Origin of the sequence: Pseudomonas sp. MM213 (assembly GCF_020423045.1) — a bacterium.
Lineage (GTDB): Bacteria > Pseudomonadota > Gammaproteobacteria > Pseudomonadales > Pseudomonadaceae > Aquipseudomonas > Aquipseudomonas migulae.
In genome coordinates this window covers 1,183,993-1,210,712 of sequence record NZ_CP081943.1, presented here as the reverse complement: position 1 = coordinate 1,210,712, position 26,720 = coordinate 1,183,993, and the positions used below count along the sequence as shown (strand labels likewise).

General features: G+C 59.6%; 20 protein-coding genes and 2 pseudogenes. 17 read left to right on the top strand and 5 right to left on the bottom strand.

Annotated elements, in window-relative coordinates:
• Positions 1-121: 121 nt before the first annotated feature.
• Positions 122-5,737 carry a putative Ig domain-containing protein gene (locus K5R88_RS05440; RefSeq protein WP_226299375.1) on the bottom strand — a complete coding sequence of 1,872 codons (5,616 nt, stop codon included), beginning with the start codon at positions 5,735-5,737 and terminating at the stop codon, positions 122-124.
• 396 nt (positions 5,738-6,133) lie between these two features.
• On the opposite strand from K5R88_RS05440, the pseudogene K5R88_RS05435 reads away from it, so the two are divergent.
• A pseudogene (locus K5R88_RS05435) lies at positions 6,134-6,750 on the top strand (dTMP kinase).
• 138 nt (positions 6,751-6,888) lie between these two features.
• Here K5R88_RS05435 and K5R88_RS05430 read toward each other — a convergent pair.
• The gene (locus tag K5R88_RS05430) at positions 6,889-7,389 is read right to left on the bottom strand and encodes a cupin domain-containing protein (RefSeq protein ID WP_207284313.1); all 501 of its coding nucleotides are present in this window, start codon (positions 7,387-7,389) and stop codon (positions 6,889-6,891) included.
• Positions 7,390-7,457: 68 nt separating this feature from the next.
• The gene (locus tag K5R88_RS05425; RefSeq protein ID WP_008041543.1) at positions 7,458-7,964 is read right to left on the bottom strand and encodes a transporter suffix domain-containing protein; all 507 of its coding nucleotides are present in this window, start codon (positions 7,962-7,964) and stop codon (positions 7,458-7,460) included.
• Positions 7,965-8,068: 104 nt separating this feature from the next.
• On the opposite strand from K5R88_RS05425, the gene K5R88_RS05420 reads away from it, so the two are divergent.
• Genes K5R88_RS05420 through K5R88_RS05410 form a run of 3 tightly spaced genes read left to right on the top strand, consistent with a single transcriptional unit; the run spans position 8,069 to position 11,737 of the window.
• On the top strand, positions 8,069-9,586 hold the full coding sequence (locus K5R88_RS05420; protein ID WP_192227201.1) for an efflux transporter outer membrane subunit: 1,518 nt from the start codon (positions 8,069-8,071) through the stop codon (positions 9,584-9,586).
• On the top strand, positions 9,583-10,722 hold the full coding sequence (locus tag K5R88_RS05415) for an HlyD family secretion protein (RefSeq protein WP_226299374.1): 1,140 nt from the start codon (positions 9,583-9,585) through the stop codon (positions 10,720-10,722). Before K5R88_RS05420 ends, K5R88_RS05415 begins: the two co-directional genes overlap by 4 nt.
• Entirely contained in the window at positions 10,712-11,737 is a 1,026-nt protein-coding gene (locus tag K5R88_RS05410) for a DUF2955 domain-containing protein (RefSeq protein WP_008041548.1), read from the top strand. Before K5R88_RS05415 ends, K5R88_RS05410 begins: the two co-directional genes overlap by 11 nt.
• On the opposite strand, the gene K5R88_RS05405 is transcribed toward K5R88_RS05410, so the two are convergent.
• Complete coding sequence (locus tag K5R88_RS05405; protein ID WP_008026410.1) at positions 11,722-12,174, bottom strand: YMGG-like glycine zipper-containing protein; 453 nt, start codon at positions 12,172-12,174, stop codon at positions 11,722-11,724. The genes K5R88_RS05410 and K5R88_RS05405 overlap by 16 nt on opposite strands.
• A 275-nt stretch (positions 12,175-12,449) precedes the next feature.
• Between K5R88_RS05405 and K5R88_RS05400 the strand changes: the two genes are divergently transcribed.
• From K5R88_RS05400 to K5R88_RS05375, 6 genes and pseudogenes are all read left to right on the top strand, one after another.
• Complete coding sequence (locus tag K5R88_RS05400; protein ID WP_226299373.1) at positions 12,450-13,226, top strand: ABC transporter substrate-binding protein; 777 nt, start codon at positions 12,450-12,452, stop codon at positions 13,224-13,226.
• 92 nt (positions 13,227-13,318) lie between these two features.
• Positions 13,319-14,008 (top strand): ABC transporter permease, encoded by a 690-nt coding sequence (locus K5R88_RS05395; RefSeq protein ID WP_008026412.1) that lies wholly within the window; start codon positions 13,319-13,321, stop codon positions 14,006-14,008.
• A 13-nt stretch (positions 14,009-14,021) separates the two neighbouring features.
• The gene (locus K5R88_RS05390; protein ID WP_008026413.1) at positions 14,022-14,720 is read left to right on the top strand and encodes an ABC transporter permease; all 699 of its coding nucleotides are present in this window, start codon (positions 14,022-14,024) and stop codon (positions 14,718-14,720) included.
• A gap of 9 nt (positions 14,721-14,729) precedes the next feature.
• Positions 14,730-15,841: pseudogene (locus K5R88_RS05385) on the top strand (succinylglutamate desuccinylase/aspartoacylase family protein).
• Between the two features lie 18 nt (positions 15,842-15,859).
• The gene (locus tag K5R88_RS05380) at positions 15,860-16,624 is read left to right on the top strand and encodes an ABC transporter ATP-binding protein (protein WP_207284309.1); all 765 of its coding nucleotides are present in this window, start codon (positions 15,860-15,862) and stop codon (positions 16,622-16,624) included.
• A 120-nt stretch (positions 16,625-16,744) separates the two neighbouring features.
• A complete protein-coding gene (locus K5R88_RS05375; protein ID WP_008041565.1) occupies positions 16,745-17,665 on the top strand; it encodes a MurR/RpiR family transcriptional regulator in 921 nt (306 codons plus the stop codon).
• A gap of 12 nt (positions 17,666-17,677) precedes the next feature.
• Here K5R88_RS05375 and K5R88_RS05370 read toward each other — a convergent pair whose 3' ends face one another.
• Complete coding sequence (locus K5R88_RS05370) at positions 17,678-18,598, bottom strand: helix-turn-helix domain-containing protein (protein ID WP_226299372.1); 921 nt, start codon at positions 18,596-18,598, stop codon at positions 17,678-17,680.
• Between the two features lie 161 nt (positions 18,599-18,759).
• Between K5R88_RS05370 and K5R88_RS05365 the strand changes: the two genes are divergently transcribed.
• The 7 genes from K5R88_RS05365 to K5R88_RS05335 all read left to right on the top strand — a co-directional run bounded on the left by K5R88_RS05365 (position 18,760) and on the right by K5R88_RS05335 (position 26,655).
• The gene (locus tag K5R88_RS05365) at positions 18,760-20,118 is read left to right on the top strand and encodes a glutamine synthetase family protein (protein ID WP_226299371.1); all 1,359 of its coding nucleotides are present in this window, start codon (positions 18,760-18,762) and stop codon (positions 20,116-20,118) included.
• Between the two features lie 155 nt (positions 20,119-20,273).
• Complete coding sequence (locus K5R88_RS05360) at positions 20,274-21,362, top strand: polyamine ABC transporter substrate-binding protein (RefSeq protein ID WP_008026423.1); 1,089 nt, start codon at positions 20,274-20,276, stop codon at positions 21,360-21,362.
• Positions 21,359-22,660 (top strand): NAD(P)/FAD-dependent oxidoreductase, encoded by a 1,302-nt coding sequence (locus K5R88_RS05355; RefSeq protein WP_226299370.1) that lies wholly within the window; start codon positions 21,359-21,361, stop codon positions 22,658-22,660. The genes K5R88_RS05360 and K5R88_RS05355 overlap by 4 nt, the downstream gene beginning before the upstream one ends.
• A 537-nt stretch (positions 22,661-23,197) precedes the next feature.
• Entirely contained in the window at positions 23,198-23,794 is a 597-nt protein-coding gene (locus K5R88_RS05350) for a paraquat-inducible protein A (RefSeq protein ID WP_192227209.1), read from the top strand.
• The gene (locus tag K5R88_RS05345) at positions 23,791-24,441 is read left to right on the top strand and encodes a paraquat-inducible protein A (RefSeq protein WP_008038428.1); all 651 of its coding nucleotides are present in this window, start codon (positions 23,791-23,793) and stop codon (positions 24,439-24,441) included. The genes K5R88_RS05350 and K5R88_RS05345 overlap by 4 nt, the downstream gene beginning before the upstream one ends.
• Complete coding sequence (locus tag K5R88_RS05340; RefSeq protein WP_226299369.1) at positions 24,422-26,077, top strand: PqiB family protein; 1,656 nt, start codon at positions 24,422-24,424, stop codon at positions 26,075-26,077. Before K5R88_RS05345 ends, K5R88_RS05340 begins: the two co-directional genes overlap by 20 nt.
• A gap of 17 nt (positions 26,078-26,094) precedes the next feature.
• On the top strand, positions 26,095-26,655 hold the full coding sequence (locus tag K5R88_RS05335) for a PqiC family protein (RefSeq protein ID WP_223479995.1): 561 nt from the start codon (positions 26,095-26,097) through the stop codon (positions 26,653-26,655).
• Positions 26,656-26,720 lie beyond the last annotated feature (65 nt).

The following is a 26,720-nucleotide window of genomic DNA, read 5'->3' as shown; positions in this document are numbered from 1 at the left end:
CTTTGATTTTCAGGCACCAAAAAAACCCTGCGGGAGCGAGCCTGCTCGCGATGACGGCGGTACGTTCAGCATGGAAGCTGATTGACCGACCGCTATCGCGAGCAGGCTCCCTCACATCAGGTCAGGCTGTGAAATCGCTGGCCTGCAGCTCCTTGACGCCCACCATCTCGAATTCGAACTCGGGGGTGACGTCGGCGTTGACGCTGCCGGAGAGGATGCCGTCGGCAAAGCGTAGTTGGCCAGTGGCGTTGGTGGGGTCGAAGGCGTTGCTGCCAATGAACATGAATGCGTCGACGGTGGCGGTCAGCGGGTTGGCGTCCAGGCTGGTGAAATCCAGATGATCACCCTCAGAGGTCTTGAAACCGCTAATCACATCGCGTAAAGCCCCGACGCCCATGTCCGACAGCGCTCCAAACGCGTAGGTGTCCGCGCCAGTGCCGCCGGTGAGGTTGTCGGTGCCTGCGCCGCCGATCAGTCGGTCATCGCCCGAACCACCCACCAGCGTGTCGTTACCGGCACCACCGTTCAGGATATTCGCGGCGCTGTTGCCCGACAGACTGTCGGCGTTGGCGCTTCCCGTCACGTTTTCGAGGAATTTCAAGGTGTCGAGCCCCGACCCCGCGGTGTTTTGTTGTGCGGACGTCGATAGGTTTACAGTAACGCCTGCCAGGGCCCGCTCGAAGGACACTGTGTCGTTGCCATCGCGTCCGTCCAGCACATTGTTGCCGGCGCCGGCGAACAGCGTGTTGTCCAGCGCATTGCCTGTCCCATTGGCGGCTCCAGCGCTATCGACATACAGATTCTCGACGTTGCTGCCGAGGGTATATGCCGCCAGGCTGCTGTGTACGTTGTCGACTCCTCCAGGCACCGCATTGCTGTTGGTCTCGATCGCGGTGTCGTCGACATTGTCGACATAGTAGGTGTCGTCACCATCGCCACCGCTCATGCTGTCGGCCCCTGCGGCACCATCGAGCACGTTGTCGGCAGCATTGCCGGTGATGAAGTTACGCCGCTCATTGCCGGTGCCGTCGATTTCCGACACGCCGGTGAGCACCAGATTCTCGAGATTGGCGCCCAGCGTCCAGCTGACCGAGGCCTGCACGGTATCAATCTGCGCGGTCGAGGTGTTGGTTTCCTCCACACTGTCGAACGCGTTATCGACCACGTAGATGTCGTTGCCATCGCCACCGGTCATTGTGTCGGCGCCCAAGTCGCCATCCAGTGTGTCGTTGCCCGAGCTGCCCACCAAGGTATCCGCTTGATCAGTGCCGGCAATCATCCCGCCCTGGTTCTGAGCGTTGTCGAAAATGGCCTGCACGCTGTTGTTGTCGGTGGGATTGCCCTGGAAGCCCAGGTCATTGGCAATGTAATCGGCCAGGCGTTGGCCAACGATTTCCGCTGATTCCTCGTGCAGGTGCCAGACGTCATCGGGATAGACCAGCGGATCGACTTCGTAGCGCAAGGGCAGGTCGGTGTAGTCCACTGCCAGCTTGACGTCGGCGCGCTCGGCGGCGATGGCCTCCTGGGTGGCGCGGACATAGCCAACCCCCGTAACGATTGAGGCAATCTTCTCTTCCGAATAACCACGGGCACGCGCAGCGTCCTGCTCGTAGTGACCGGTTTCCATCATGTACACGCTGAAGTTGCCGAACTGGGCATGCAGGTAATCAAACACATTCAGGGTCGCGGCCTTGTAGGCCGATGCTGCTGCGGCTTTATCCGTGGAGCGGCCAATTTCCTGAGCGGCTTCCTCGCCCTGGCCCCAGATGATGCCCATGGTGACGTTATCGATGGATTTGAGTTCGGTGAGCTGGTCCTGCAGCAACGCCACGGCACGCAACAGTGCAGGCCCGGGTTGGTTAGTGTCGGTCAGCCACCAGCACAACTTGAGTTCCTCGGCGCCCAAGGTCGACAGGCCATTGACCGTGCTGCCACCCACCGCGATGTCAATGCCATTGCCATCGGCGTCGGTGAACTGGCTGCGCACGTCATAGGGGGTGTAGCGGTCCAGGTCTTTTACCAGCATCGAGGTGCCGGATTGATCGTCGTCCTCCGTCATGCGCAAAAGGCGCGCATTGGATTGGCCGAGAGTGGGCAGGTAGAGGATGTCTTGCTGGGCGCGCTCGCCGAACACGAAATCACTGGCGGTCAGGGTGCCGAGGTAGTTGCCGTTGAGGGCGATTTCAAAGCGATTGCCATCGGCGTCGGCCTCGGCGGATTTGATGTAGGTCTTGTCGCCGGCCGCGTTGAGAGTCATGTACAGCGTGCCATTGCTGCCATCGCCGAGGCCGAGAATACCCAGCGCTGAAACGTCGATCTTGTCGACGCCCGAGGTGAAGTCGTAGACCGTGTCGGTCGCCGTGACACCACCGGCGTCGTAGTCGCGGTAACTGTCGAGTACGTCGGTGTAGCGGAACGCGTCGGCCCCGTCGCCGCCGTACAGCGAATCGCGTCCGCCGCCGCCGTCGACGATGTCCGCGCCAGTGCCGGCCTTGATGGTGTCGTTGCCACCGAGGCCGAGGATCAGGTCGGCGCCCGCCGTGCCGTTGAGGCTTTCGGCGTTGTTGCTGCCAGTGATGGTGTTGGCGGGCGCATCGGCCACCACCAGGGCGAAGCTGTCGCTGACCGACGCACCAGAAGGATCGGTGGCCTTGACCAGGACGTTGTAATTGCCCGACGCCGTGCTGATCGGCGTGCCGGAGAACGCCAGGCTGGTGGCGTTGAAACTCAGCCAAGCGGGCAGGGCGCTGCCGTCGGCGAGGGTCGCAGTGTAGGTCAGCACATCCTGGTTGGCGTCGGTGAAACTGTCGTGGGTTACGGTGTAGTTGAACGGCGAACTTTCGGTGGCGTTCTGGTCGAGAAGGGGGATGGCCACCACCGGCGCAACATTGCTGGGAGTGTTCTGGTCCGCGAAGACAAAATGATTGGCCGTCAGGCTGTTCACCAGGTTGCCCGCCAGCGACACTTCGAAACGGTTGCCATTGGCGTCGGCGGTGAGATCCTTGAGGTAGGTGCGATTGCTCGAAGCGCTGTAGGTCACCTGCAGCGTGCCGTTCAGGCCATTGCCCAAGGCCGTGTAGCCGAGCGCCGAGACATCGATTTTGTCGGCGGTCACGTCGAAATCGAGGACCTGGTCACTGGCGCTGGTGGAAGCGGTGCGGTAGCTGTCGAGTTTTGAGGTGTAGCGGAATACATCGGCGCCCGCGCCGCCGGTGAGTTTGTCCGCGCCGGCGCCGCCGACCAGGATATCGTTGCCGGCGCCGCCATTAAGGGTGTCGTTACCAGCGCCACCGAACAGTTGTTCGTTGGCAGCGGTGCCCGTCAGCGTGTCGTTGTTCGGAGTGCCATTGATCACAGTGGGTGCGGCGGGTACGTCCTGTACAGCCAGCGTAAAACTGTCGCTGACGGTTGCGTTGCTGCCATCGGATGCAGTGACCTTGATGGAGTAATTGCCCGATGCCGTGTCGTTGGGCGTGCCGGTGAAACTACGGGTAGCGGTGTCGAAGGTCAGCCAACCGGGCAGGGCGCTGCCATCGGCCAGTTGGGCGGTGTAGCTGAGGCTGTCGTTATCCGCATCGGTAAAACTGGTGGCCGGCACGACGTAGCTGAACGGGGTGTTTTCGGTGGCGTTCTGATCCAGCAATGCCGTTGCCACCACCGGCGCGTGGTTGACCGTTGGCGAAGTGGCAAAGACAAAATTGGCGCTGGTCAGCTTGTCGAGATAATTGCCGTCCAGCGCTACCTCGAAACGGTTGCCATTGGCGTCGGCGGTCAGGGTTTTGATGTAAGTCTTGGTACCGGCAGTGTTGAGCACCAGGTACACGGTGTTGTTTTTGCCGTCACCCAGGCCGGTGAAACCCAAGGCCGAGAGATCGATCTTATCGGCGGCGATATTGAAGTCAGTGATCAGGTCACCAAGGTTGGCGCCGCCGGTGTTGTAGTTACGGTAACTGTCCAGGCGGTTGGAGAACACAAAGGTGTCCGACCCGGCGCCACCGGTAAGGGTATCCATGCCGGCGCCGCCGTCAATTTTGTCGTCGCCTGCACCGCCGCTGAGGCTGTCGTTGCCCGCCAGACCGAGCAGGGTGTCGGCCGAATCGCTACCCAACAGTGAATCGCTGCCGCTGGTTCCGGTGACCACCCGATTGAAAATGAAGTTGCTGGCGGTAAGGGTGCTCGCCAGGTTGCCCGACAGAATCAACTCGAAGCGATTGCCGCTGACGTCGGCATCGTAGTCCTTGATGTAGGTGCGGTCGTTGCCGGCGCTGTAGCTGACCTGCAAGGTGCCGCCACGGCCATTGCCCAGGCCGGTGAAACCGAGGCCGGCGAGGTCGATCTTGTCCTGGGTGACGTCGAAGTCGGTGATGGTGTCATCGAAGCTTGCGGTTGCGTTGCGGTAACTGTCGGACTGGGCGACGAAACGAAACGTATCGGCACCCGTGCCGCCGGTGAGTTTGTCGATGCCCGCACCGCCCACTAGAATGTCGCCACCGGCCCCGCCATTGATAGTGTCGTTGCCTGCTGCACCATAGAAAATTTCGCTGGCCGCGCTGCCCAGCAGAGTGTCGTTGCCAGCCGTGCCTTGCACGGTAGTCATGGGCACCGTGGCGCTGACGTAACTGCCGTCACCATAGACCAGTGTGGCGCCTTTGCTGGTATGGCTGATGGTGTTGCCGATGATGGCGTTGCGATCGGTGCCGTCTTCATTGCGCTCTGCAACACCGTAGGTCGACAGGTTGCTGCCGCTGATGATATTGCCCTGGATTGTGTTGTCGCTGCCGTTGAAGTACTTGCCGGACACGCCCAGCGTGTCGTCGTAGGACTGGATGATGATTTCCGGTACGGGGGCGCCCAGAGAGTTGTTGTTGAGTGTGTTGTCGATGATCTCGACATGGTTACTGCCGTAGATGCGGATCCCGGCGCTGGCGTTGTCGTGAATATCGACACCACTGACGGTTACATCGCTGGACAGCTTGACCAGCACGCCTTCAGCGCCGTTGCCGTACACCTCACCACCGGTGATGGTGATGTTGCTGGGGGAGGGGATGTCCTCGCTGCCGCGCTGCACCACGATGCCACTTCCGCCATTGTTGTAGGCAACGTTGTTGCTGAGGGTAAAGTCGTGGGTGCTGGTGACGACGTTGAAACCGTGGCGGTCATTGTCGTAGGCGACGTTGTTTTCGAAGGTGCTGTCGCTGAGAAAGTCCGCAACGAAGCCGTCCAGGCCATTGCCGTGGGACACACTGTTCTTGATGACCATGTTGACGGTCTGCTCGTGGGGGTCGAAACCGTACCCGGAGCAATCCTTGATCTCGACGCTGTCGAGGATGACGTTGGAGTCGTAACCTTCCTGACCGGGAATGTAGCCATTGAACCAGCCGTCGATCTTGCCGGTGGTGTTGTCGCGGTTACCGTCGATAGTGAGGTTGCTGACGCCAAAGTCATGGGTTTCTTCGCCATAGGCCGAGCGGATGACCCCCGTGATTTTGGTGTCGGAGCCGTCAGCCACCTTAACGGTCGTATCGCCCATGCCGTCGCCGTACAGATAGACGTTGCTCTTGAGCATCAGGCAGCCGTCGGAGGGTTCCTCACCTCCCGAAACAATATATGTCCCGGTCGGCATATACACCTGCCCACCGCCTGCAGCGGCGGCCGCATCAATCGCACTTTGTATCGCTGCCGTGTCGTCTGTGATGCCATCTCCTTTGGCGCCATAATTTTGCACATTGAAAATCATTAGCTTATCTCCGTATCGGGTAAGAACCTCGCTAGACGCCAATATTCCATCGACGACCACCGTGTTAGGACCCAGCGGAGTGCAAAAGTTGTGACCGCATATCGGGAGAGTGTCAAAAATCAGGTTTTACTGATCTACGGTTGTGAAGTGTTTCAAAAAAGTAACGCTTTGTTGACGCTTGCACAGATTGCGAGCGATGCCTTTTGGGAGCGACTTGCTTGCGGTGTTCATAAGCGGCTGGCCCCCTGGATTCTGAGACCCGTTAGCCGGAAACCGGGTTAAAGTGTTCATCAATCTCTGTTCATAAGGACCCTCCACTCGATTTGCGTAGTCGCGCCAAGCGGTTCCAGCGAACGAACCGGGCCAAAAAACCGTATATCAATCGTTATGTGAAAAATGAATCGTTCGCTATTTGTTTCTCTAGATGGGCCCAAGGGAACCGGCAAAACCACACTGTTGGAGGCCGTTACGAAAGTACTGAGGGCAGACAACAAGAAGGTGATCCGACTTTGCGAGAAAAAAGCGATCCCTTCAGGGGTGAAACAATGACCCTCGTTAACAAACTCGCCAGAAATCCCAGCAGGGATTTGGAGTTGGCGGTTTGTGAGCGCTTTGCTGATAGCCGTACCTGGATTACCCGGCACGTGCTGACTAAACAGCCACCAGGCAGCATCATCTTGATCGATCGCTGGTACCCGTCAGATGCCGCGTTTCGCCGGACAGTCCCGTTTGCAGAGATTCTACAGTTGAACATTGATCGAAACGTGCAAGTGCCAGACCTGCATGTCGGGGTTGTCACCGCGCCTGATATTTCATGGGCGAGAGCAGCGGCACGACAGCGTGGGCTGAGCAGTACTGTGATCCATAAGCTGGAAGAACATGCCGCTTGTACCAAATCGTTCGAGCGAGCAATTGCAGATCACGGCTGGGTTTTATGCCGTAATGAAGGAACGATCGAAGACGCAACGATGCAGGTAGTTTCTGAGATCTATAGAGTCCTTCGATGCCCGTAGGCGAAGTTCGCTGAAAGGCCCTTGGAAGAAGTTCCACCCAGACACATCATTTAACATAATATACATTACACGTAACAATATGTTTCGGGATCAGCCCGGTTGCACGCAGATTTTGAAGCGCTGATTCCCCCTCGATCCTCAATCTCTCGTCAGTTGCTCAATCAACCCTCCATGCTCTGGAAATTCTTCGCTGAGCTTTTTCCTGTCGCCCATTTCCATGTCCGCAAAATGGAACTCAGGGGTTACCGCTTCACTGATCAAACCGAATCCCGTCGATCCCTTCATCAACCGCGAAGCTTTCCAGATGCCGCCTGGTACATGCAGCTGCAAACATTCTCCGGCCAAAACGTCGCTGCCCATCACGACAGTTTTTAATGTGCCGTCCGGGAAAATCAGGCTGTACTCAATGGCGTCGCCCAGGTGGTAGTAATGCATGATGTCGGATCGGTTCAGGTGAAACTGGCCGACGGGCGAATCTGTGGTCAACAGGTAATAGATGGAGCTCATCGTGTAACGTGGACCACCAATCGTCTCGACCATAGGCTGTTGATCAGCCTGATAGGTTCTTCGGTAGTAGCCACCCTCGACATGCGGTTCAAGGTTAAGCGCGGTCACGAGTGCTTCACTGTTTAGCTGCAATGGCTGCTCCGAATGCCATGATGGCAAATAGCTATACTAAATAGCCCTTTAGTTAAGTTAATCAATAATCACACTGCACTGGTGTTCACCACTCGCGCGGTTCGAATGAACAATGCGCGCACTTTTTCCCAGAAGTTTCCCCCCAGTACGAAAAAGCTGCCGATCAACATCAAGTCGCCCAACGCCTGGAGCTGCCAGATGTTGGGCCTGAGTCCAGGCCAGATACTGTCGACATAGGGTTCCAGAAATGCCGAAATCAGCGGCAGACAAAACATCACGACACCGATCCAATGACGCCATGGCCCAACTTCGGTGTCGGTTGCCGGTGCCAGTTTAGACACGTAGCCAAATACAGTGCTTTTAAGCTGCTGAAACCCCGCCTTGCCCATGACAGCAATGACGATAATCAACAGCACTTTGTTACTGATAAACAGGACGCCGGTCAGCGCGGCGATCTTGGAACCCGGCATGTCGGTTGCCGCCATGATCGGCACCAACAGCCAGGAGCCGAGCATCAGACAAATGATCGCGATGCCCAGTTTGAATCGCCATCCAGCGGTATGGGGTGCATTCATGGCTGTCGTACCTGTTAAAAGGGTCAGATGTTTGGACAGCTTAGCAGTCAGTTGATCATTTGGACGTCTATGCTCCTGTGAACTTCCTTGGCTGGAAAACATGCATGCATCTGACGCGATCGGGACAACTGTTGCTGCTGGGTGTGCTCGGCTTGAGTGGCTGCGTACGTCTGGGGCCGGATTTTCAGTCGCCGAAGCCCACGTGGATCGAGCACTGGAGCTCCCCTGCCCTTGAGCAATCCAGTCAACGCAGCCTGAACCCGGATTTGCGTCAGTGGTGGCAAGTCTTCGGCGATCCCGTCCTCGATCGTCTGATTGCCGAAGCGGATACGAACAATTCGGATCTGAAGATTGCCGGTCTGCGGGTCATGGAAGCTCGTGCGCAACTGGGGATTGCCCAAAGCGGACGCTATCCGCAACTGCAGCAAGCCAGCGCCGACAGTCTGTACTTCAACCGCCGGCAATCCGGCGGGAACAATCCTCAGGACAGTCATTTCTGGCAGCACAGTGCCGGGTTCGACATTGGCTGGGAGCTGGACTTCTGGGGGCGTTTCAGCCGAGCGATCGAGTCGGCCGATGCCAGTTACTTCGCCGCCCATGCCAACTATGAAGACGTGCTCGTGCTGCTGCGCGCGCAGCTGGCGGATACGTACTTCTTGTTGCGCACCACCGAGGCACGCTTGCGGGTTGCAAGGGAAAACGCCAAACAGCAAAAGCGTAACTTCGAGATCACCGAAAAACTGTTCAACAGCGGCCAACAAGCCGAACTCGACTTGCAGCAAGCCAGAACCCAGTACCTGGGCACCCTGAGCACCATCCCCAGCTTCGAGGATCAGTTGCTGCGCACGCGCAATGCGTTGGCGGTGTTGATTGGCCAGCCGCCCGGTGCGCTACCGCAACTCATCGACAATGAAGGACTGATCCCGCTGGTCGACCGCGCCGTGCTGCAGGACGTCCCGGCCAATCTGCTGCTGCGACGCCCCGATGTACGCGCTGCTGAACTGAATGTCGCGGCCCAGTCGGCCTTGATCGGTGTGGCCGAAAGCGATTTCTACCCGTCGCTGACCTTATTGGGCAGCATCGTCTGGTCGGCCGACACGCTCAATGGCACCTCGAGAAGTCTGGACCTGATCGGTGGCCCCAGCCTGCGCTGGAACCTGTTCGACCATGGCCAGATCAGCAACAACGTGCGCGTGCAGGATGCGCGGTTGCAGCAGTTGATCGAGGCTTACCGCGACAAGGTTCGCCAAGCGGCTCGCGAGGCAGATGACGCCGCCAATGGGCTGATCAAATCCCTGGAGCGCGAAAGCATCCTGCGTGAGGCTGAAGTCGCCGCCAAACGTTCGTTGGTGCTGGCGAGCGCCCAGTATCGCGAAGGCTATTCCGACTTTCAGCGGGTGCTGGACGCGCAACGCGCATTGCTGGAGCAACAGGACAATTACCTGGTCAGCCGCAGCAATGCCGTGAGCAATGTGATCGCGCTGTATAAGGCGCTGGGCGGCGGTTGGTACAGCGCCCAGCCGATCGTTGATCCGGCCACCCGCCAGGATATGAAAAAACGCACGGACTGGGGCGATTTACTGGATGAGCCCGCAGCCGCCAAAAAAGGTAACGGACCATGAGTGATGCCGCGCAACCCTCCCCTGAGGCGCCCTCCCCCAAGGCGCCTGAACCGCCTGCCGACCCGGCGAAAAAAGGGCTCAAGTGGGTGCTGCTGTTGATCCTCCTGAGCCTGGCCTGGTATCTGTTGGCCGACCGATACACGCCTTATACGCAACAGGCTCGGGTCGGTGCCTTTGTCATTCCGGTGGCCGCGGAAGTGGCCGGTCGGGTCATTCGCGTCAACGTGCGCAACAATCAGGACGTGAAGGCGGGAGACGTGCTGTTCGAGGTCGATCCTCAGCCTTATCAGATCGCCGTCGACCGTGCGCGCGCAGACCTTGAGTCGACACGTCGCCAGATCGGCGCCAGTACCGCCGGCATTGCCTCGGCCCAGGCCAATTTACGCGCCGCGCAAGCCAACGAACTCAAGGCTCGCCAGGACAATCAGCGCCTTGAAGGTTTGTACCGCGACGACCCCGGGACCATTTCCGTGCGCCTGCTCGAAGTGTCTCGGGCCAACCGCGAACAAGCGGTCAGCCAGGTCGCCGCTGCCCGTGCCGAAGTCCAGCGCGCGCGTGAGCAGGAAGGTGGCAGCGAGGAAGAGAACGCCTTGCTGCGCAGTGCAGCCACCGCGTTGTCGAAAGCCGAGCTGGATCTGGCCAATACGCAGATTCGTGCGCGTTCGGCCGGTTTGATCACCGACTTGCGCACTGACGCCGGGCAGTTCGCTGCCGTTGGCACTCCGGTGATGACGCTGATCGCGATCCACGATGTCTGGATCAGCGCGGACATGACCGAAAACAACCTCGGCCGGGTCAGGGTCGATACGCCGGTGGCAATCGTTCTGGATGCGCTGCCGGGCGAGGTGTTCGAGGGGCGCGTGCGCAGTGTCGGTTACGGCGTCAGTGTCGGTCAGACGCCGCCACCCGGTACGTTGCCCACTGTGCAGAACAGCCGTGACTGGCTGCGCCCGGCCCAACGCTTTCCAGTGATCATCGAATTTTCCGAAGACTCGATGGCCAAACTGCAAGACAGTCGCGCCATTCGTACCGGCGGTCAGGCTGAAGTCATGGCGTTCCCCACCGAGGGCAATCCGTTGAATCCACTCGGCCGCTTGTTTGTGGGCCTGATGAGCTGGCTGTCGTATGCCTACTGAGCGCACACCCCGGGAGCAGCGCGCATTGCGCCTGGCCACCGGCACCGCGATGTGTCTGGCGGCCAGTTTCGGTTTGGGATTGCCGATTCCGTTCATCGCGCCGGTGCTGGCGTTGTTGTTGCTCGCCAGCGTCAATCGTGCGCTGCCGTTTAAGGCTGGACTGGCGCTCGCGCTGATCGCAATGTTGACCACCGGCGTCGGCCTGTTGCTGATTCCGATCCTGCGTTATTACCCGGTCAGCGGCGTACTGTTGATCGGCGTGTGCCTGTTTATGGTGTTTCGTTTTGGGCTGCGCGGCGGCAACAATTTGATCGTCACGTTCCTGGTGATCGGCCTGACCATGATTTCCTCGGCCGGCGTTGCCGAGTTCGACCTCGCGGCGACGGTCATCGGGGCGCTGGTCAAAGGATTGCTGCTGGCCGTGATGGTGGTCGGGCTGAGTCATTGGCTGTTTCCTGAACCTGCCAACGCACCGTCGCCGCCAGTCGCGCCGCCGATGCCAGCCGAAGAAGTCAGCCGCGTGGCGCTGCGTGCAACCCTGATTGTGCTACCGGCGTTTTTACTGGCATTGATCGATCCGGCAAGCTATCTGCCGATCATCCTGAAGGCGGTCGGCCTGGGTCAGCAGAGTTCCACCACAGCCCGCAACGCCGGTCGCGAACTGGTCGGTTCGACCCTGCTCGCCGGTGTGCTGGCGGTGCTGTTCTGGAGTGCACTCAGCCTGTTTGTGCACCTCTGGATGTTTTTTCTGTGGATGCTGCTGTTCGGTCTGATCATTGCGCGCAAGCTCTACGCGCTGAGCCCGACAAGTTTAACCCCGGGGTTCTGGCTCAACAGCCTGATCACGATGATCATTCTGCTGGGCCAGTCGGTGCAGGACAGCATCGCAGGCAAGGACGTCTACACCGCATTCGCCGTGCGCATGGGACTGTTCATTCTGGTGACGCTGTATGCCTGCCTGATGGTGTATCTGCTGGATCAGCGACCGCCAAAACACGCTCAGGGATTGACCTGATACCCCTTACCTTGCAGGCAACTGGTATAGGCCGTCGAGCTGGTCGAAGCGGCGGTTTTCTGCTGCGCCCGGCGCTCCTGGCGTTGACGCGAGCCACCGACCACCGCGCCTGCCGCTGCCGTCTCTTTGGCGCGATTCTGCCGATAATCCTGCTTTACATCGTCATCGACGCGGTCATAAAACTCGTCGTGCTGGCGCCCGCGAACCTGAGCTCCAGCGGCTCCGGCAGCGGCACCGACCGCCGCGCCTTTCAGGCGGCCACCGGATGTTGGCTGCGTCGATGAACTCTGACTGGCGGCCACGTTGTGGCACTCATTGATGTCCAGCTGTGTCTGTTGCGAGTTCTGCCCTTTCATCGGCACAACCGTTTCTGCCCGACTCTGAGTAGCGACAACCGACAGCGCGAGACACAGGCCAATGCAAGACAACCTGTTCATGAAAACCTCCTGGCATTTTTCTCAGCCATCAAGAGTGTAGATCACCCCCGCTCCCCCTCCTCCGACGGGTGACTGACGGCCCTCACTACACACCGGTTTCGGGTCATGCGCGTCGAGAATTTGTGCGCCCTGTTTTGATATGTATATTTTCACACTGTTGCAAAATGAAATAAAACGTGTCAATTATAGCTGCACACATTTCAGGGACTGCGACATCGCCAGATCGGACGGCTTCTACCCGGACCACCCAAACGCCCCTTCAAGGAGTCAACAAAATGAACAAAAGAGCACTTCTAGGCGCCATGGCACTGTGCGCAACAAGCTTCCTGGCGCATGCCGACGAAGACAGCCTGCGTATCGGTATCGAAGCCGCTTACCCTCCCTTCTCCTTCAAGACACCGGAGGGCAACGTCAGCGGTTTCGACTACGACATCGGCAATGCCCTGTGCGAAGAAATGAAGATCAAATGCGAGTGGGTCATCCAGGAGTTCGACGGCATGATCCCGTCACTCAAAGTGCGCAAGATCGACGCCGTGCTGTCGTCGATGTCGATTACCGAAGACCGGATGAAGTCGGTCGACTTCAGCAAAAAGTACTACCACACGCCGGGCAAGTTCGCGATGAAGGCCGGCAACGTGATCAACGACCCGCTGATTGATCTCAAAGGCAAGAAAGTCGGCGTGCAACGCGCCTCGACTTACGACCGTTTCGCCACCGAACAGCTGGCGGAACGCGGGATCGAGGTGGTGCGCTATTCCTCGCAGAATGAGGCGTTCCTCGACCTGGCGTCAGGCCGTCTGGACGCGACGCTGGCCGACATCGTCAACACCAACGAAAGCTTTATCAAAACCGCGGCGGGCAAGGATTTCGCCCTGGTAGGACCGGACATCAACGACCCGAAATATTTCGGTCGGGGCGCCGGGATCGCGGTGCGTAAAGGTGACAGTGCCAACGTTGTCCGCCTGAGTGCCGCCATTGACGCCATCCGCGAAAATGGCAAGTACCAGCAAGTGATGAGCAAGTACTTCGCGTTCGATATCTACGGCGAATAAGCCTTCACCCGCCACTCTGGCGCCGGCCCCCGGGCAGGCGTCGCTTTGGGCTTGTTTGCGCGCCTCACCGCGCTCGCTTGAGGAACTTCATCATGCTTCACGGCTACGGATCGAGCATTCTCGATGGCGCCTGGCTGACCGTTAACCTGGCCCTGACTTCCATGGCCATGGCGATAGCATTGGGTCTGCTGGGAGCGGCCTTTCGTTTGTCGCCACTGAAATGGCTGGCGATGCTGGGCGAAAGTTATACCACCCTGATTCGGGGCATTCCCGACCTGGTGTTGATCCTGCTGATTTTCTACGGCGGCCAGGATCTGGTGAACCGCGTCGCTCTTGCGCTCGGTTACACCCGCTATATCGATATCAATCCCTTTATCGCCGGTGTCTGCACCATGGGTTTCATTTTTGGTGCCTACCTGTCGGAAACCTTTCGCGGCGCCTTTATGGCGATCCCTAAAGGCCAGGCCGAGGCTGGTGCCGCTTATGGCATGAGGGGCGCGCAGGTGTTCTGGCGAATTCTGGTGCCGCAGATGATTCGTTTCGCCCTTCCCGGCTTCACCAACAACTGGCTGGTGCTGACCAAATCCACCGCGCTGATCTCGGTCATCGGCTTGCAGGACATGATGTTCAAAGCCAAGAACGCTGCGGACGCCACCCACCAGCCGTTTACCTTTTTTCTCGCGGTAGCGGCGCTCTATCTGATGCTGACCAGCCTGTCATTGCTGGTGCTGCGCTATCTGGAAAAACACTACTCGGTCGGCATCAAAGCCGCCGAACTGTGATGGGGAGCAACCAATGATGCTCGACTACAACCTGATCTGGGAAAACCTGCCGCTGTATTTCAACGGCATCCTGGTGACGCTGAAAGTGCTGCTGATTTCCCTGGCCTTCGGCCTGGTCCTGGCCGTTCCGCTGGCGTTGATGCGGGTGTCTCGATCGCCGCTGATCAACTTTCCGGCCTGGCTTTACACCTACGTGATCCGCGGCACGCCCATGCTGGTGCAGTTGTTCCTGATCTATTACGGCCTGGCGCAGTTCGAATCGGTACGCCAAAGCGCGCTCTGGCCCTACCTGTCCAGTGCCACCTTTTGCGCGTGCCTGGCCTTCGCGATCAACACCAGTGCCTACAGCGCAGAGTTACTGGCCGGCAGTTTGAAGGCCACGGCACATGGCGAGATCGAAGCGGCCAAAGCCATGGGCATGTCGCGCGTGACGTTGTACCGCCGCATTCTGCTGCCGTCGGCCTTGCGCCGGGCGCTGCCGCAGTACAGCAACGAAGTGCTGATGATGCTGCAAACCACCAGCCTGGCGTCGATCGTCACGCTGGTGGATATCACCGGGGCCGCGCGAACAGTCAGTTCGCGGTTCTACCTGCCGTTCGAGGCGTTCATCACTGCCGGCCTTATCTACCTGGCCCTGACCTTCATCCTGGTTCGTCTGTTCAAGTTGGCCGAGCGCCGCTGGCTGGCATACCTGGCACCGCGCAAGCATTAAGGAGCTGTTATGGAGCACATTGAATACCTGTTGCCGTGGAGTGCTTCGGGCACCGAGCGGCGCCTGTCACTGTTTCGCTTTGGCAGCGGGCCGCGCAAGGCTTACATCCAGGCCTCCCTGCATGCCGACGAGTTGCCGGGGATGCGCGTGGCGGTGGAACTCAAACGTCGTCTGCGAGTACTGGAAGAGCAAGGTCGCCTGAACGGGGTCGTCGAGTTGGTGCCGATGTCCAACCCCATCGGCATCGCCCAGATGTTCCAGGCCACCCATCAAGGTCGCTTCGAGTTCTCCAGCGGCAAGAATTTCAATCGTGATTTCCCCGAGTTAACCGAAGCCGTGGCCGCATTGGTGAAAGGCCTACTGGGCACCGACGCCGACGTCAACACCGCGCTGATCCGGCGCGCCATGGCCGATGTCCTCGCCGACATACCGCCAGCCACTTCGAACTCGATGGCCTGCGTCGCCTGCTGTTGCGACATGCGTGTGACGCCGACGTGGTGCTGGACCTGCACTGCGACTTCGAGTCGATCATGCTGCTTTATGCCATGCCGCAACACTGGCCACGTTTGCGCTCATTGGCCGCACGCCTGGGCGCCGGTGCCGCCCTGCTGGCCGAAGATGCTGGCGGCAGCGCCTTCGATGAAGCCTGTGCGATTCCTTGGTTACGCCTGGCCGAGCTGTTTCCCGAAGCGGCCATCCCGATGGCGTGCGTGGCCACGACCATCGAATTGCGTGGCATGGCCGACACCGAGCGCGAGCAATGTGTCGACAGCGCCGAGGCCATTCTCGGCTATCTCGCCGAACAAGGCCTGATCAGCGGTGACTGGCCCCTGGCCCCGATATCCACTTGTGAAGCAACGCCATTCGCCGGGACGCAATATGCCTACGCGCCGCACCCTGGTGTGGTGAGTTTCCTGCAACCGCTGGGCGCCCGGGTCAAGGTTGGCGATCCACTGTTTGAAGTGCTTGACCCGCTGAACGATCGCCACAGCATCGTGCGCGCCAGCACCGACGGCATCCTTTATGCCCGCGAACGTCTGCGTTTTGCCCAACCCGGTTTGTGGCTGGCCAAAGTCGCCGGCACCCGCCTGATTCGCCAGGGCCGCTTACTCAGCGACTGACACCAGAGAGTGAACAGAATGTACAAACTTGAAATCCAGAACCTGCACAAAAGCTACGGCGCCCATGAAGTGCTCAAGGGTGTATCCCTGGAAGCGAAAGCGGGCGACGTCATCAGCATCATCGGTTCCAGCGGCTCAGGAAAAAGCACCTTCCTGCGCTGCATCAACCTGCTGGAACAGCCGAACGCGGGCAATATCGTGCTCAATGGCGAGCAGCTCAAACTGGTGAACAACAAACTCGGTGGCCTGAAGGCTGCCGAACCCCGGCAGTTGCAGCGCATGCGTTCGCGACTGTCGATGGTGTTTCAGCACTTCAATCTCTGGTCACACATGAGTGCCCTTGAAAACGTCATGGAAGCCCCGGTGCATGTGCAGGGGCTGGGCAAGAAAGAAGCGCGGGAAAAGGCCGAGCATTACTTGAACAAAGTCGGCGTGGCGCACCGCATGAATGCGTGGCCGGCGCATATGTCAGGTGGCGAGCAGCAGCGCGTGGCGATAGCGCGTGCGCTGGCCATGGAACCGGAAGTGATGCTGTTTGATGAACCGACGTCGGCACTCGACCCCGAGCTGGTCGGCGAAGTGCTGAAGGTCATGCAGGACCTCGCTCAGGAAGGACGCACCATGGTGGTGGTGACCCACGAAATGGGTTTTGCCCGGGAAGTCTCCAATCAACTGGTGTTCCTGCATAAGGGCCTGGTCGAAGAGCGCGGTGATCCGCGTGAGGTGCTGGTAAAACCACAGTCCGAACGGCTGCAACAGTTTTTGGCCGGCAGCTTGAAGTAATCCGCGCGTTTGCGTCACCGACCCTCGCCCTTGCGCTGCACGCCGAGGGTCGGCTTCGGATACACTCGGGCCAACCTCATGCCAGGCCTTCTCTAATTCTCAGGAAATGTTGAGCCGGATATGCCGACCCCATCGAAAGACACCACGGTCTATGCCGCGCCGGTCATGCGCAAACTGGCGGAAACCGTCTCCGAGTTGCCGCCGTCACTGCGCAAGGTGGCCGACTTTATTCTGCGCCACCCGCTGAAGGCGGCGACGCTGACCATTGAAGAGATGGCTCACGTCACGTCTACCTCACCCGCAGCGGTAAACCGCCTGGCCAAAGCGCTGAACCTCGGCGGCTACACCGGCATGAAGGCCGAGCTGGTGGCGACGTTGCAGCAAATGGTCTCCCCCGTCGACAAGCTGCGCAACGAATTGGCGCATCGCCCCGATGGCGCGTTTGGGCTGCAGGAACAAATCCAGAGCGCCACCAGTAACCTGGCGACGGCGGCGACCAACAACCATGAAGACACGTTTGAAGCGTTCGTCACCAGCCTGATCAACGCACGCAAAATCTACATTCTGGGGTTTGGCAACAGCGTCTATTTTGCCGGCCTCGCCGCCTCGACGTTGATGCCGTTCTGTGCGGACGCCACCGCCATCAGCATGGAGGGCGGTAACGAAAACGCCGCTTACCGTCTGGCCGCCATTACCGACCAGGACGTCTTGCTGGCGATTGCCCTGCCGCGTTACTCGCTCGACACCCTGCAACTCGCCCGTTTCGCCCATGAACGCGGGGCCAAGGTGCTGGCAATCACCGATTCGCCTGCATCGCCGCTGACCAGCGTTGCCGATCACGTTCTGTTCGCCCCGGCCGATCACCCGGTCATGACCAGTTCCAACATCGCCGTACTCGCCTTGATCGAAGGGTTGGTCGCAGGGGTGATGGCGCGCAACAAGGAAGCCGTCAAACTGGCGACCGAGTTGACCGAAAGCGTCATGGCTTACCTGCACATCCCCGGCAGCACTAAATCGCCCAAAGCCACCAAGCCACGCTGAGCAGTGGTCGGCTCAGCGGCTTGATGCCCGACCGGTTTTGCGCGCGAGGGTCTGACTGGGAAGCTCTTTGAACAACGCTCGGTAGCTGCTGGAAAACCGCCCCAAATGCCAGAACGACCACTGCATCGCCACTTCGGCCACGGTGGTTTCCATAGGCGAGCGATTCAGCAGTTCGCGGTGGGCGCTGTTGAGTCGGCGCAGACGCAGCCAATGGGTCGGCGTCATGCCGGTGTACGCCTTGAACGCGTGCTGCAACTGACGCAATGACACCCCGGCAACCCGGGAAAGCTCCAGCAGGTTCAGGGTTTCTTCCGGGGAATCGGCCGCCCATTCACCAATGCGCTTTATCACCGCCCGCTCTTCAGCGCGGCGCTGCAAACCGCCGCGATCCAGGCAGACCGAGGCGTTGTCGAGGATGTACAGGCAGTCTTCCAGCAACTGCTGGGTCAAGGCCTCTTTGCTCGGCGGATCGAGGGTTTGCGCCAACCGGGTCAAAGTCCCGCTCAGCCAACGGCTGAACAGCGCGTTCTGCCCCGAATTCAGCGGTGCCATGAACAATCCTTCGAGCCTGGCGACATTCAGACCGTGACGCTGAACGAACTCCGGCCCGAACACCACGGCGATTTCCTGGTAGTTCTCCGGCGTGATCCAGATGTTGCGGCTTTCTTCATTCAGCACGTACAGCGCGTTGTCACTGCGATCGAAACAGAACGCCAGTGCACCCTCGGGCGCGCTGAAATTCTGCTCGACCCGGGTGTTCATGTGTTCTTCGTAAATCTCTACGCCCTGCAGGTCAAGGTAACGCACCCGCCCGGCGAAATGCCCCGGCGACATCTGCTGGTAATGCTGGACCCAACCAGGTGTGGCGCGGATTTGCTCGGCGACATCGGCGGTATCGAACGCTTGGACCTGTAATGGATTGCACGCTGTCATGGGTGACCTTACGCACTCGTTTGGTGCGTTTTGGTGCTGCTGAAAGTGGATAGATGGAACGTCAAGGCTCGCCCAAGATAGTCGTCAACGCGTCCCAGGGGAAGTGTGTGGCGGATGAAACCACCCTCCCCGGCGTTAATAAAACCAATAACGAGGTCTTTATGAATGTCCCTTTCGATCAGCTGCTCACGTGGCTGAAAGATCACAAGATTACCGAAGTCGAGTGTGTCGTCAGCGACCTGACCGGCATTGCACGCGGCAAAATTGCGCCCACCAACAAGTTCCTGCATGAGCGAGGCATGCGCCTGCCGGAAAGTGTGCTGTTGCAAACGGTAACCGGGGACTTTGTCGACGACGACATCTACTACGACCTGCTCGACCCGGCCGACATCGACATGGTGTGCAAGCCGGTTTCCGATGCGGTGTACGTGATCCCGTGGGCCATCGAGCCCACCGCAATCGTGATCCACGACACCTTCGACAAGTTCGGCAACCCGATTGAACTGTCGCCGCGCAACGTGCTGAAGAAAGTCTTGCAGTTGTACACCGACAAAGGCTGGAAGCCGATTGTCGCGCCGGAAATGGAGTTTTACCTGACCCAGCGCTGCGAAGACCCGGACTTGCCGCTCAAGGCGCCGATGGGCCGTTCGGGCCGTGCGGAAAGTGGGCGTCAGTCGTTTTCCATCGACGCCGCCAACGAATTCGACCCGCTGTTTGAAGACGTCTACGACTGGTGCGAATTGCAAGGCCTGGACCTCGACACGCTGATCCACGAAGACGGCCCGGCGCAGATGGAAATCAACTTCCGTCATGGCGACGCGCTGGACCTGGCCGACCAGATCACGGTGTTCAAACGCACCATGCGCGAGGCAGCGCTCAAGCATAACGTCGCGGCGACGTTCATGGCCAAGCCGATTGGTGACGAGCCGGGCAGCGCCATGCACATTCACCAGAGTGTGGTGGACATCGCCACCGGCCAGCCGATCTTCGCCAATGCCGACGGGCAGATGAGCGAGCTGTTCCTGCATTACATCGGCGGCCTGCAGAAATACATCCCCAAAGTGCTGCCGATGTTTGCGCCCAACGTGAACTCGTTCCGCCGTTTCCTGCCGGACACCTCGGCGCCGGTGAACGTCGAGTGGGGTGAGGAAAACCGCACCGTGGGCCTGCGTGTGCCGACCTCCAGTCCCGAGGCGATGCGCGTGGAAAACCGCTTGCCCGGCGCCGATGCCAACCCGTATCTGGCCATCGCCGCCAGCCTGTTGTGCGGTTACCTCGGCATGGTCGAGCGCATCGATCCGAGCGCTGCGGTACAGGGCCGGGCCTACGAACGACGCAACCTGCGCCTGCCGATCACCATCGAAGACGCGCTGACGCAGATGGAAGAATGCGAAACCATCGAGCGTTATCTGGGCAGCAAGTTTGTCCGCGGTTACGTCGCGGTCAAGCGGGCGGAGCACGAGAACTTCAAACGGGTGATCAGCTCGTGGGAGCGGGAGTTTTTGTTGCTCAGCGTCTGAGCCCTACACACATCCCCTGTGGGAGTGAGCCTGCTCGCGATGGCGTCAGCACAGCCAACCTCTGTATCGATTGGCCCACCGCTATCGCCAGCAGGCTGGCTCCCACAGGAATAGCGAAACACCTGAATAACCCGATAAATCCAAGAGGTGTCGATATGCGTCTATTGAAATCCGTGGTCCCGGTCGCGCTGGCCCTGCTGTTCAGCGCTGTTGCCCAGGCTCAACCACAGGTCAGCGTCTACAACTGGACCGATTACATCGGCGAAACCACCCTCGCCGACTTCCAGGCCAAATCCGGAATCAAGGTGATCTACGACGTTTTCGACTCCAACGAAACCCTGGAGGGCAAACTGCTCGCCGGTCGTACCGGGTATGACGTGGTGGTGCCGTCCAACCACTTCCTCGCGCGCCAGGTGAAGGCCGGCGCGTTCCTCAAGCTGGATCGCGCACAGCTGCCAAACTTCAAGAACCTCGACCCGAAACTGCTGGCGCTGCTGGAGAAAAACGATCCGGGTAACGAGCATTCGGTGCCTTACCTGTGGGGCACCAATGGCATCGGCTACAACGTCGACAAGGTCAAACAAGTGCTGGGCATCGATCACATCGACTCCTGGGCCGTGCTGTTCGAACCGGAAAATATCAAGAAGCTCAGCCAGTGTGGCGTGTCGATGATGGACTCGGCGGATGAAGTCTTCCCCGCGATCCTTAACTACATGGGCATGGACCCACGCAGCGAAAATCCCGAGGACTACAAGAAGGCCGAAGCCAAGCTGCTGAGCATCCGGCCTTACATCACTTACTTCCACTCATCCAAGTACGTGTCGGACCTGGCCAACGGCGACATCTGCGTGGCGTTCGGTTATTCCGGCGACGTGTTCCAGGCCGCCAACCGCGCCAAGGAAGCCAAGAACGGCGTGAACATCGCCTACGCGATTCCCAAGGAAGGCAGCAACCTGTGGTTCGATTTGCTGGCGATTCCTGCCGACGCCAGTAATACGAAGGAGGCGCACGCCTTCATCAATTACCTGCTCGACCCACAAGTGATCGCCAAGGTCAGCGCCTCGGTCGGTTACGCCAACCCCAACCCGGCCGCCAAGCAATTCATGGACCCTGAGTTGGTGAACAATCCCGAGGTCTACCCGCCTCAGGAAGTGCTCGACAAGCTCTACATCTCGACCACCCCGCCCCAGGCGATCATGCGGCTGATGACCCGTTCCTGGAGCAAAGTGAAGTCCAACAAATGAATCAGTACAACCACGAACATGCGCGCTCCTATTACGCGGCATCGGCCCATACGCTGACGCCCTTCCCTGCGCTGGAAGAGGACCTTGTCGCCGATGTCTGCGTGATCGGCGGCGGGTTTACCGGGGTCAACACGGCCATCGAACTGGCTCAGCGCGGGCTCTCGGTGATTTTGCTGGAAGCCCGGCGGATCGGCTGGGGCGCCAGCGGGCGCAACGGTGGTCAGTTGATCCGCGGCATTGGCCATGACGTCAGCGGTTTCGCCCGGCACGTCGGTGTAGAAGGCGTGCGTTATCTGGAGCGCGCGGGGACCGAATCGGTCGAACTGGTGGGCAAGCGCATCCGCGAGCACGGCATCGATTGCGATCTGCGCTGGGGTTTTTGCGAACTGGCCAACACCAAGGCACAGTTCGCGGCGTTCAAGGCTGAGCAAGAAGGCCTTGTCGAGTCGGGTTACGCTCATGAAACGCGCTTGGTCGGGCCGGAGCAGATCCGTGAGCACGTGGTGAACTCAGGCGTGTATGCCGGTGGCCTGGTGGACATGGGGTCGGGGCATTTGCACCCGCTCAATCTGGTGCTCGGTGAAGCACGACTGGCGCGATCGCTTGGGGTGCAGATCTTCGAACAGAGCCCGGTGCTGGAGTTGGTTCACGGCAATACCGTGCAGGTGCGTTGTGCCGGTGGCACGGTGCGCGCCGCCAGCCTGGTGCTGGCGTGTAACGCGCATCTGGACGAACTCGAACCGAAGCTCAACGGCAAGGTGCTTCCGGCGGGCAGCTACATCATCGCCACCGAGCCGTTGGCGCCTGACGTCGCAACGCAGTTGATCCCGCAGAACCTGGCGCTGTGCGACCAGAAAGTCGGCCTGGATTACTACCGGCTCTCGGCGGATCGGCGTTTGCTGTTCGGCGGTGCCTGCCATTATTCCGGGCGTGATCCGGCAGACATTGCCGCCTACATGCGCCCGCAAATGCTCAAGGTGTTCCCGCAGCTGGCCGATGTGCGCATTGATTATCAATGGGGCGGCAAGATTGGTATCACCGCCAATCGCTTCCCGCAGGTCGGGCGCTTGAACCAGCATCCGAACGTGTTCTACGCACAGGGTTATTCCGGTCACGGACTGAACGTGACCCATTGGTGCGCCAAACTGCTGGGCGAAGCGATTCACGCCGGGCACAGCCAAGGCTTTGACGTATTCAGCGCCGTGCCCCACATGACCTTCCCCGGCGGCCCGAAGCTGCGCTCACCGCTGCTGGCCCTCGGCATGTTCTGGTATCGCCTGCGCGAAATCCTCGGCTAAAACACCCACCCCTTGCTGGCGATGGCGCCCTCAACATAACCGCAAGCCTCAAGGCCCAATCGCCAGCAAGCCGGCTCCTACAATAACCGTGCGCAGCCGATCCACCGGGTAAACACCAACCCCTGTAGGAGCCAGCTTGCTGGCGATGGCGTCCTCAACATAACCGCAAGCCTCAAGGCCCAATCGCCAGCAAGCCGGCTCCTACAATGGCCGTGCGCAGCCGATCCACCGGGTAAACACCAACCCCTGTAGGAGCCAGCTTGCTGGCGATGGCGCCCTCAACATAACCGCAAGCCTCAAGGCCCAATCGCCAGCAAGCCGGCTCCTACAATAACCGTGCGCAGCCGATCCACCGGGTCAACACCAAACCCTGTAGGAGCCGGCTTGCTGGCGATGGCGGCCGCAAGATCAGTGCAGGACTCGAGGCCCGATCACCAGCAAGTCAGCTTTAAGTCCGCCTTTTAATTTGCTCAATCGCAAGGCACTTCTATATTGAGGATGTGCTCTGACTTTCCTGCCTCCTGGCGAGTGCGGCCTATGGCTACGACTGACCAACTGATCATCTGCGAGCACTGCGACTGCGTGTATCAAAAAGTCACGCTCGCCAAACATCAGAAAACCCTCTGTACGCGCTGCGGCGGCGTGCTTCAGCGCTATAACGGCCTGACGGTGGAGCAGCGGCTGGCGCTGACCGTCACCGCGCTGATGCTGTGGATTTTCGCCAATTTCTACCCGGTCATGAGCATCAGCCTGCAAGGCCTGAAAAACAGCGCGACGCTGTGGGATTCGGTGCAGGCCCTGAGTCTGGGCCCGATTACCTTCATCGCGATGGTGGCGGCGATCGCCATGATCATCGCGCCGATTTTCCAGTTGCTGCTGCTGATCTGGGTCCTGAGTTTTGCCCTCGCCTCCCGTCGTTCGCCGGGTTTCAGATTCTGTATGCGCTGGCTGGAAACCCTGCGGCCCTGGAGCATGCTGGAAGTTTGCCTGCTGGGGGCGATGGTCGCGGTGATCAAGCTTGCCGGGTTGCTCGACGTCCTGCCCGGCATCGGCCTGTTCGCCCTGGCCATTCTCAGCCTGATGATGATCCGCATCGCCGGGCGCGATGTCCGTGAACTGTGGGATGTCTTATGACTACGCCACCAGTCGCCAGCGAACTCAACCTGTGTCTCTGCCACAGCTGCGGCCTGGCCTGTGACATGACCGGCGACCCCCACGAATGCGAACGCTGCGGTGCGCCGCTGCATCGGCGCAAAACCAACGCCCTGACCCGAACCTGGGCCTACTTGATCACGTCATTGGTGTTTTACATCCCGGCCAATGTGTTGCCGGTGATGAACACCAAAATGGTCGGCAGCGGCGCGGACAGCACAATCATGGGTGGTGTGCTGGATTTCTGGCAGCACGGCGCCTGGGACATCGCCCTGATCATTTTCATTGCCAGCATCGCGGTGCCGGGCATCAAGTTCGTCGCCCTGTCGTTATTGCTGGTGACCGTTCAGCGCGACAGTGATTGGGCGCGCAAGGAGCGCTCAAAAATGTACCGTTTCGTCGAGCTCATCGGTTATTGGTCGATGCTCGACGTGATCGTGGTCGCCCTGGTGGCTTCGTTGGTGAAGTTCCAGGCGCTGGCCGATATCGAACCGCGCGCGGGCATTCTGTTTTTTGGTCTGGTGGTGGTGTTCACCATGCTGTCGGCGATGAGTTTCGACCCACGTCTGATCTGGGATCAGCAACATTCCGAAAACGAGGAGGTCATGGATGAAGTCTCAAGCCGCTGACGGGCCGCAAGCTCCCGGGCAGGCCCCCATCAAGACCCGCCGCTACAGCGTTTCATTGGTGTGGATCGTGCCGATTGTCGCGGTGCTGGTGGGTATTTCGCTGGTAGTTCACAGCATTTTGCAGGAAGGACCGACCATCACCGTCACGTTCAAGACCGGTAGCGGCCTGACCGCCAACAAGACCGAAGTCAAATACCGCAACGTGGTGATCGGGCATGTCTCCGACGTGGAACTGAGCAACGACCAGAAAAGCGTCAACGCCACCATCAAACTGTCCAAGCAGGCGGAAAGTTTCACCCGCGAAGACTCGCAATTCTGGGTGGTACGGCCCCGCATCGGTGCTGGCGGCGTGTCGGGCATCGATACACTGCTGTCCGGGGACTACATTGGCGCCGACATCGGCCAGGCCAATGCCCGGTCGAAGAATTTCACCGGGCTGGAAAATCCGCCCCCCATTACCTATGGCGAACCCGGAAAGCGCTTTACGCTGCACACCCAGGACCTGGGCTCGCTCGACATTGGTTCCCCCGTCTACTACCGCAAAATTCCGGTCGGCCAAGTGGTCGCCTATGCCCTGGATGCCGACGGCAAAGGGGTGAACCTCGAAGTCTTCATCCATTCGCCCAACGATGCCTTCGTCACCGATAACACCCGGTTCTGGAATGCCAGCGGCATCGATGTCAATGTCGGCGCCAACGGTTTTTCGGTGAAGACCGAGTCGCTCTCGTCCATATTGGTGGGCGGCATCGCGTTCAGGGCGCCGGAATACAGCCCCAACGATAAACCGGCGCTGGAGGACAAAGGCTTCGAGCTGTTCGAAGACCAGCAAACCGCCCTCGCCCCACCCAGCGGCAAGGCGCAGTTCCTGAGTTTGCGTTTCGACCAGGCATTGCGTGGGTTGAAAGTCGGTGCGCCGGTGGAATTCCTCGGCATCGAGTTCGGCAGGGTTGTGTCGGTCAATCTGGATTTCGACCCGAAAAAACGCAGCTTTCCGGTTAACGTCGGCATCGTGATCTACCCGCAACGGCTCGGCCAGGCCCACGCCAGAATGCTTGAAGCGCTGAAGCATGACCCCAATGACGAAGCCGCTGGCGTACGGTTGATGGGCAGCTTCATCGAAAACGGTCTGCGGGCCCAAGCCCGCAGCGGCAACCTGTTGACCGGCCAGTTGTACATCGCACTCGACTTCTACCCCAAAGCGGAGAAAGTCGTGTTCGACCCGACCGCCCGCCCTGTCAGCATTCCCACCATTCCTGGCAGCCTCGAACAGTTGCAGGAAAAACTCGAAGGCATGGTCACCAAGATCAACCAACTGCCCATCGAGCGCATCGCCGGCAACCTCGACAGCAACCTCGTAGAGCTGCGCAAGGGCCTCGCGCAATTCAACGCCAAGACCCTGCCTGGCGTGCAAACCACCCTGGCGGACGTCAGCAAAACCCTGCAATCGGCCAGCTCGACCCTTGCCGAAGACTCGCCGCAACGCGAGCAATTGACCCAGACCCTGGAAGAACTCGGGCGCATGTCGCGCTCCCTGCGTGAGCTCTCGGATTACCTGGGCCGGCATCCAGAGTCGCTGATTCGCGGTCGTCCCAATAACGCAGCACCGACGGACCTACAGGGCCCACCGCGCAACTGACCACAGGAGCAACACCCATGGCTTTTTCGCTGAAGATTACCTTGGTCACTGCGTGTCTACTGCTCGCCGCCTGCCGCAGTGATCCGATTCAGTTCCACACCCTGACCCCGGCACAATTGAGCGGCACCGCACGAGGCAACGGTGGGGAAATCCAGATCGAAAGCCTCAGCGTACCGGCCCAGGTCGATCGCCCGCAGATCGTCATTCGTCAGGGCAACAGCGGCGTGGCAATTCTCGAAACCCAATGGTGGGCTGCGAGTCTGGTGGACGAGTTGCGCAGTGCTCTGGTGGATCAACTGGCCAACAGCAGTCCGAAGCGAAGAGTGTCGGTACGCCTGGAGGTGCAACGCTTCGACTCGATTCCCGGGCAGTACGGTTTGATCGACGTCAAATGGCGCCTGCGCAATCCCGGCGAAGGAGATAACACGCTGATTACCTGCCGCAGCACCTTGCAGACGCCTTCAGGCCCTTCCATTGATGACTTGGTGGTGGCCCAGCAAAACAACGTCAAACGCCTGGCCGCGTTGATCAGCCAGGCAGCAACCACTGCGCAGCGAGGCTGTCCGTCTGCCAACTGACACCGATACAGAACGCCCGATATGGTTTTCCCTCGATGGCAAAGCACGTAGGATGCCGGCCAACC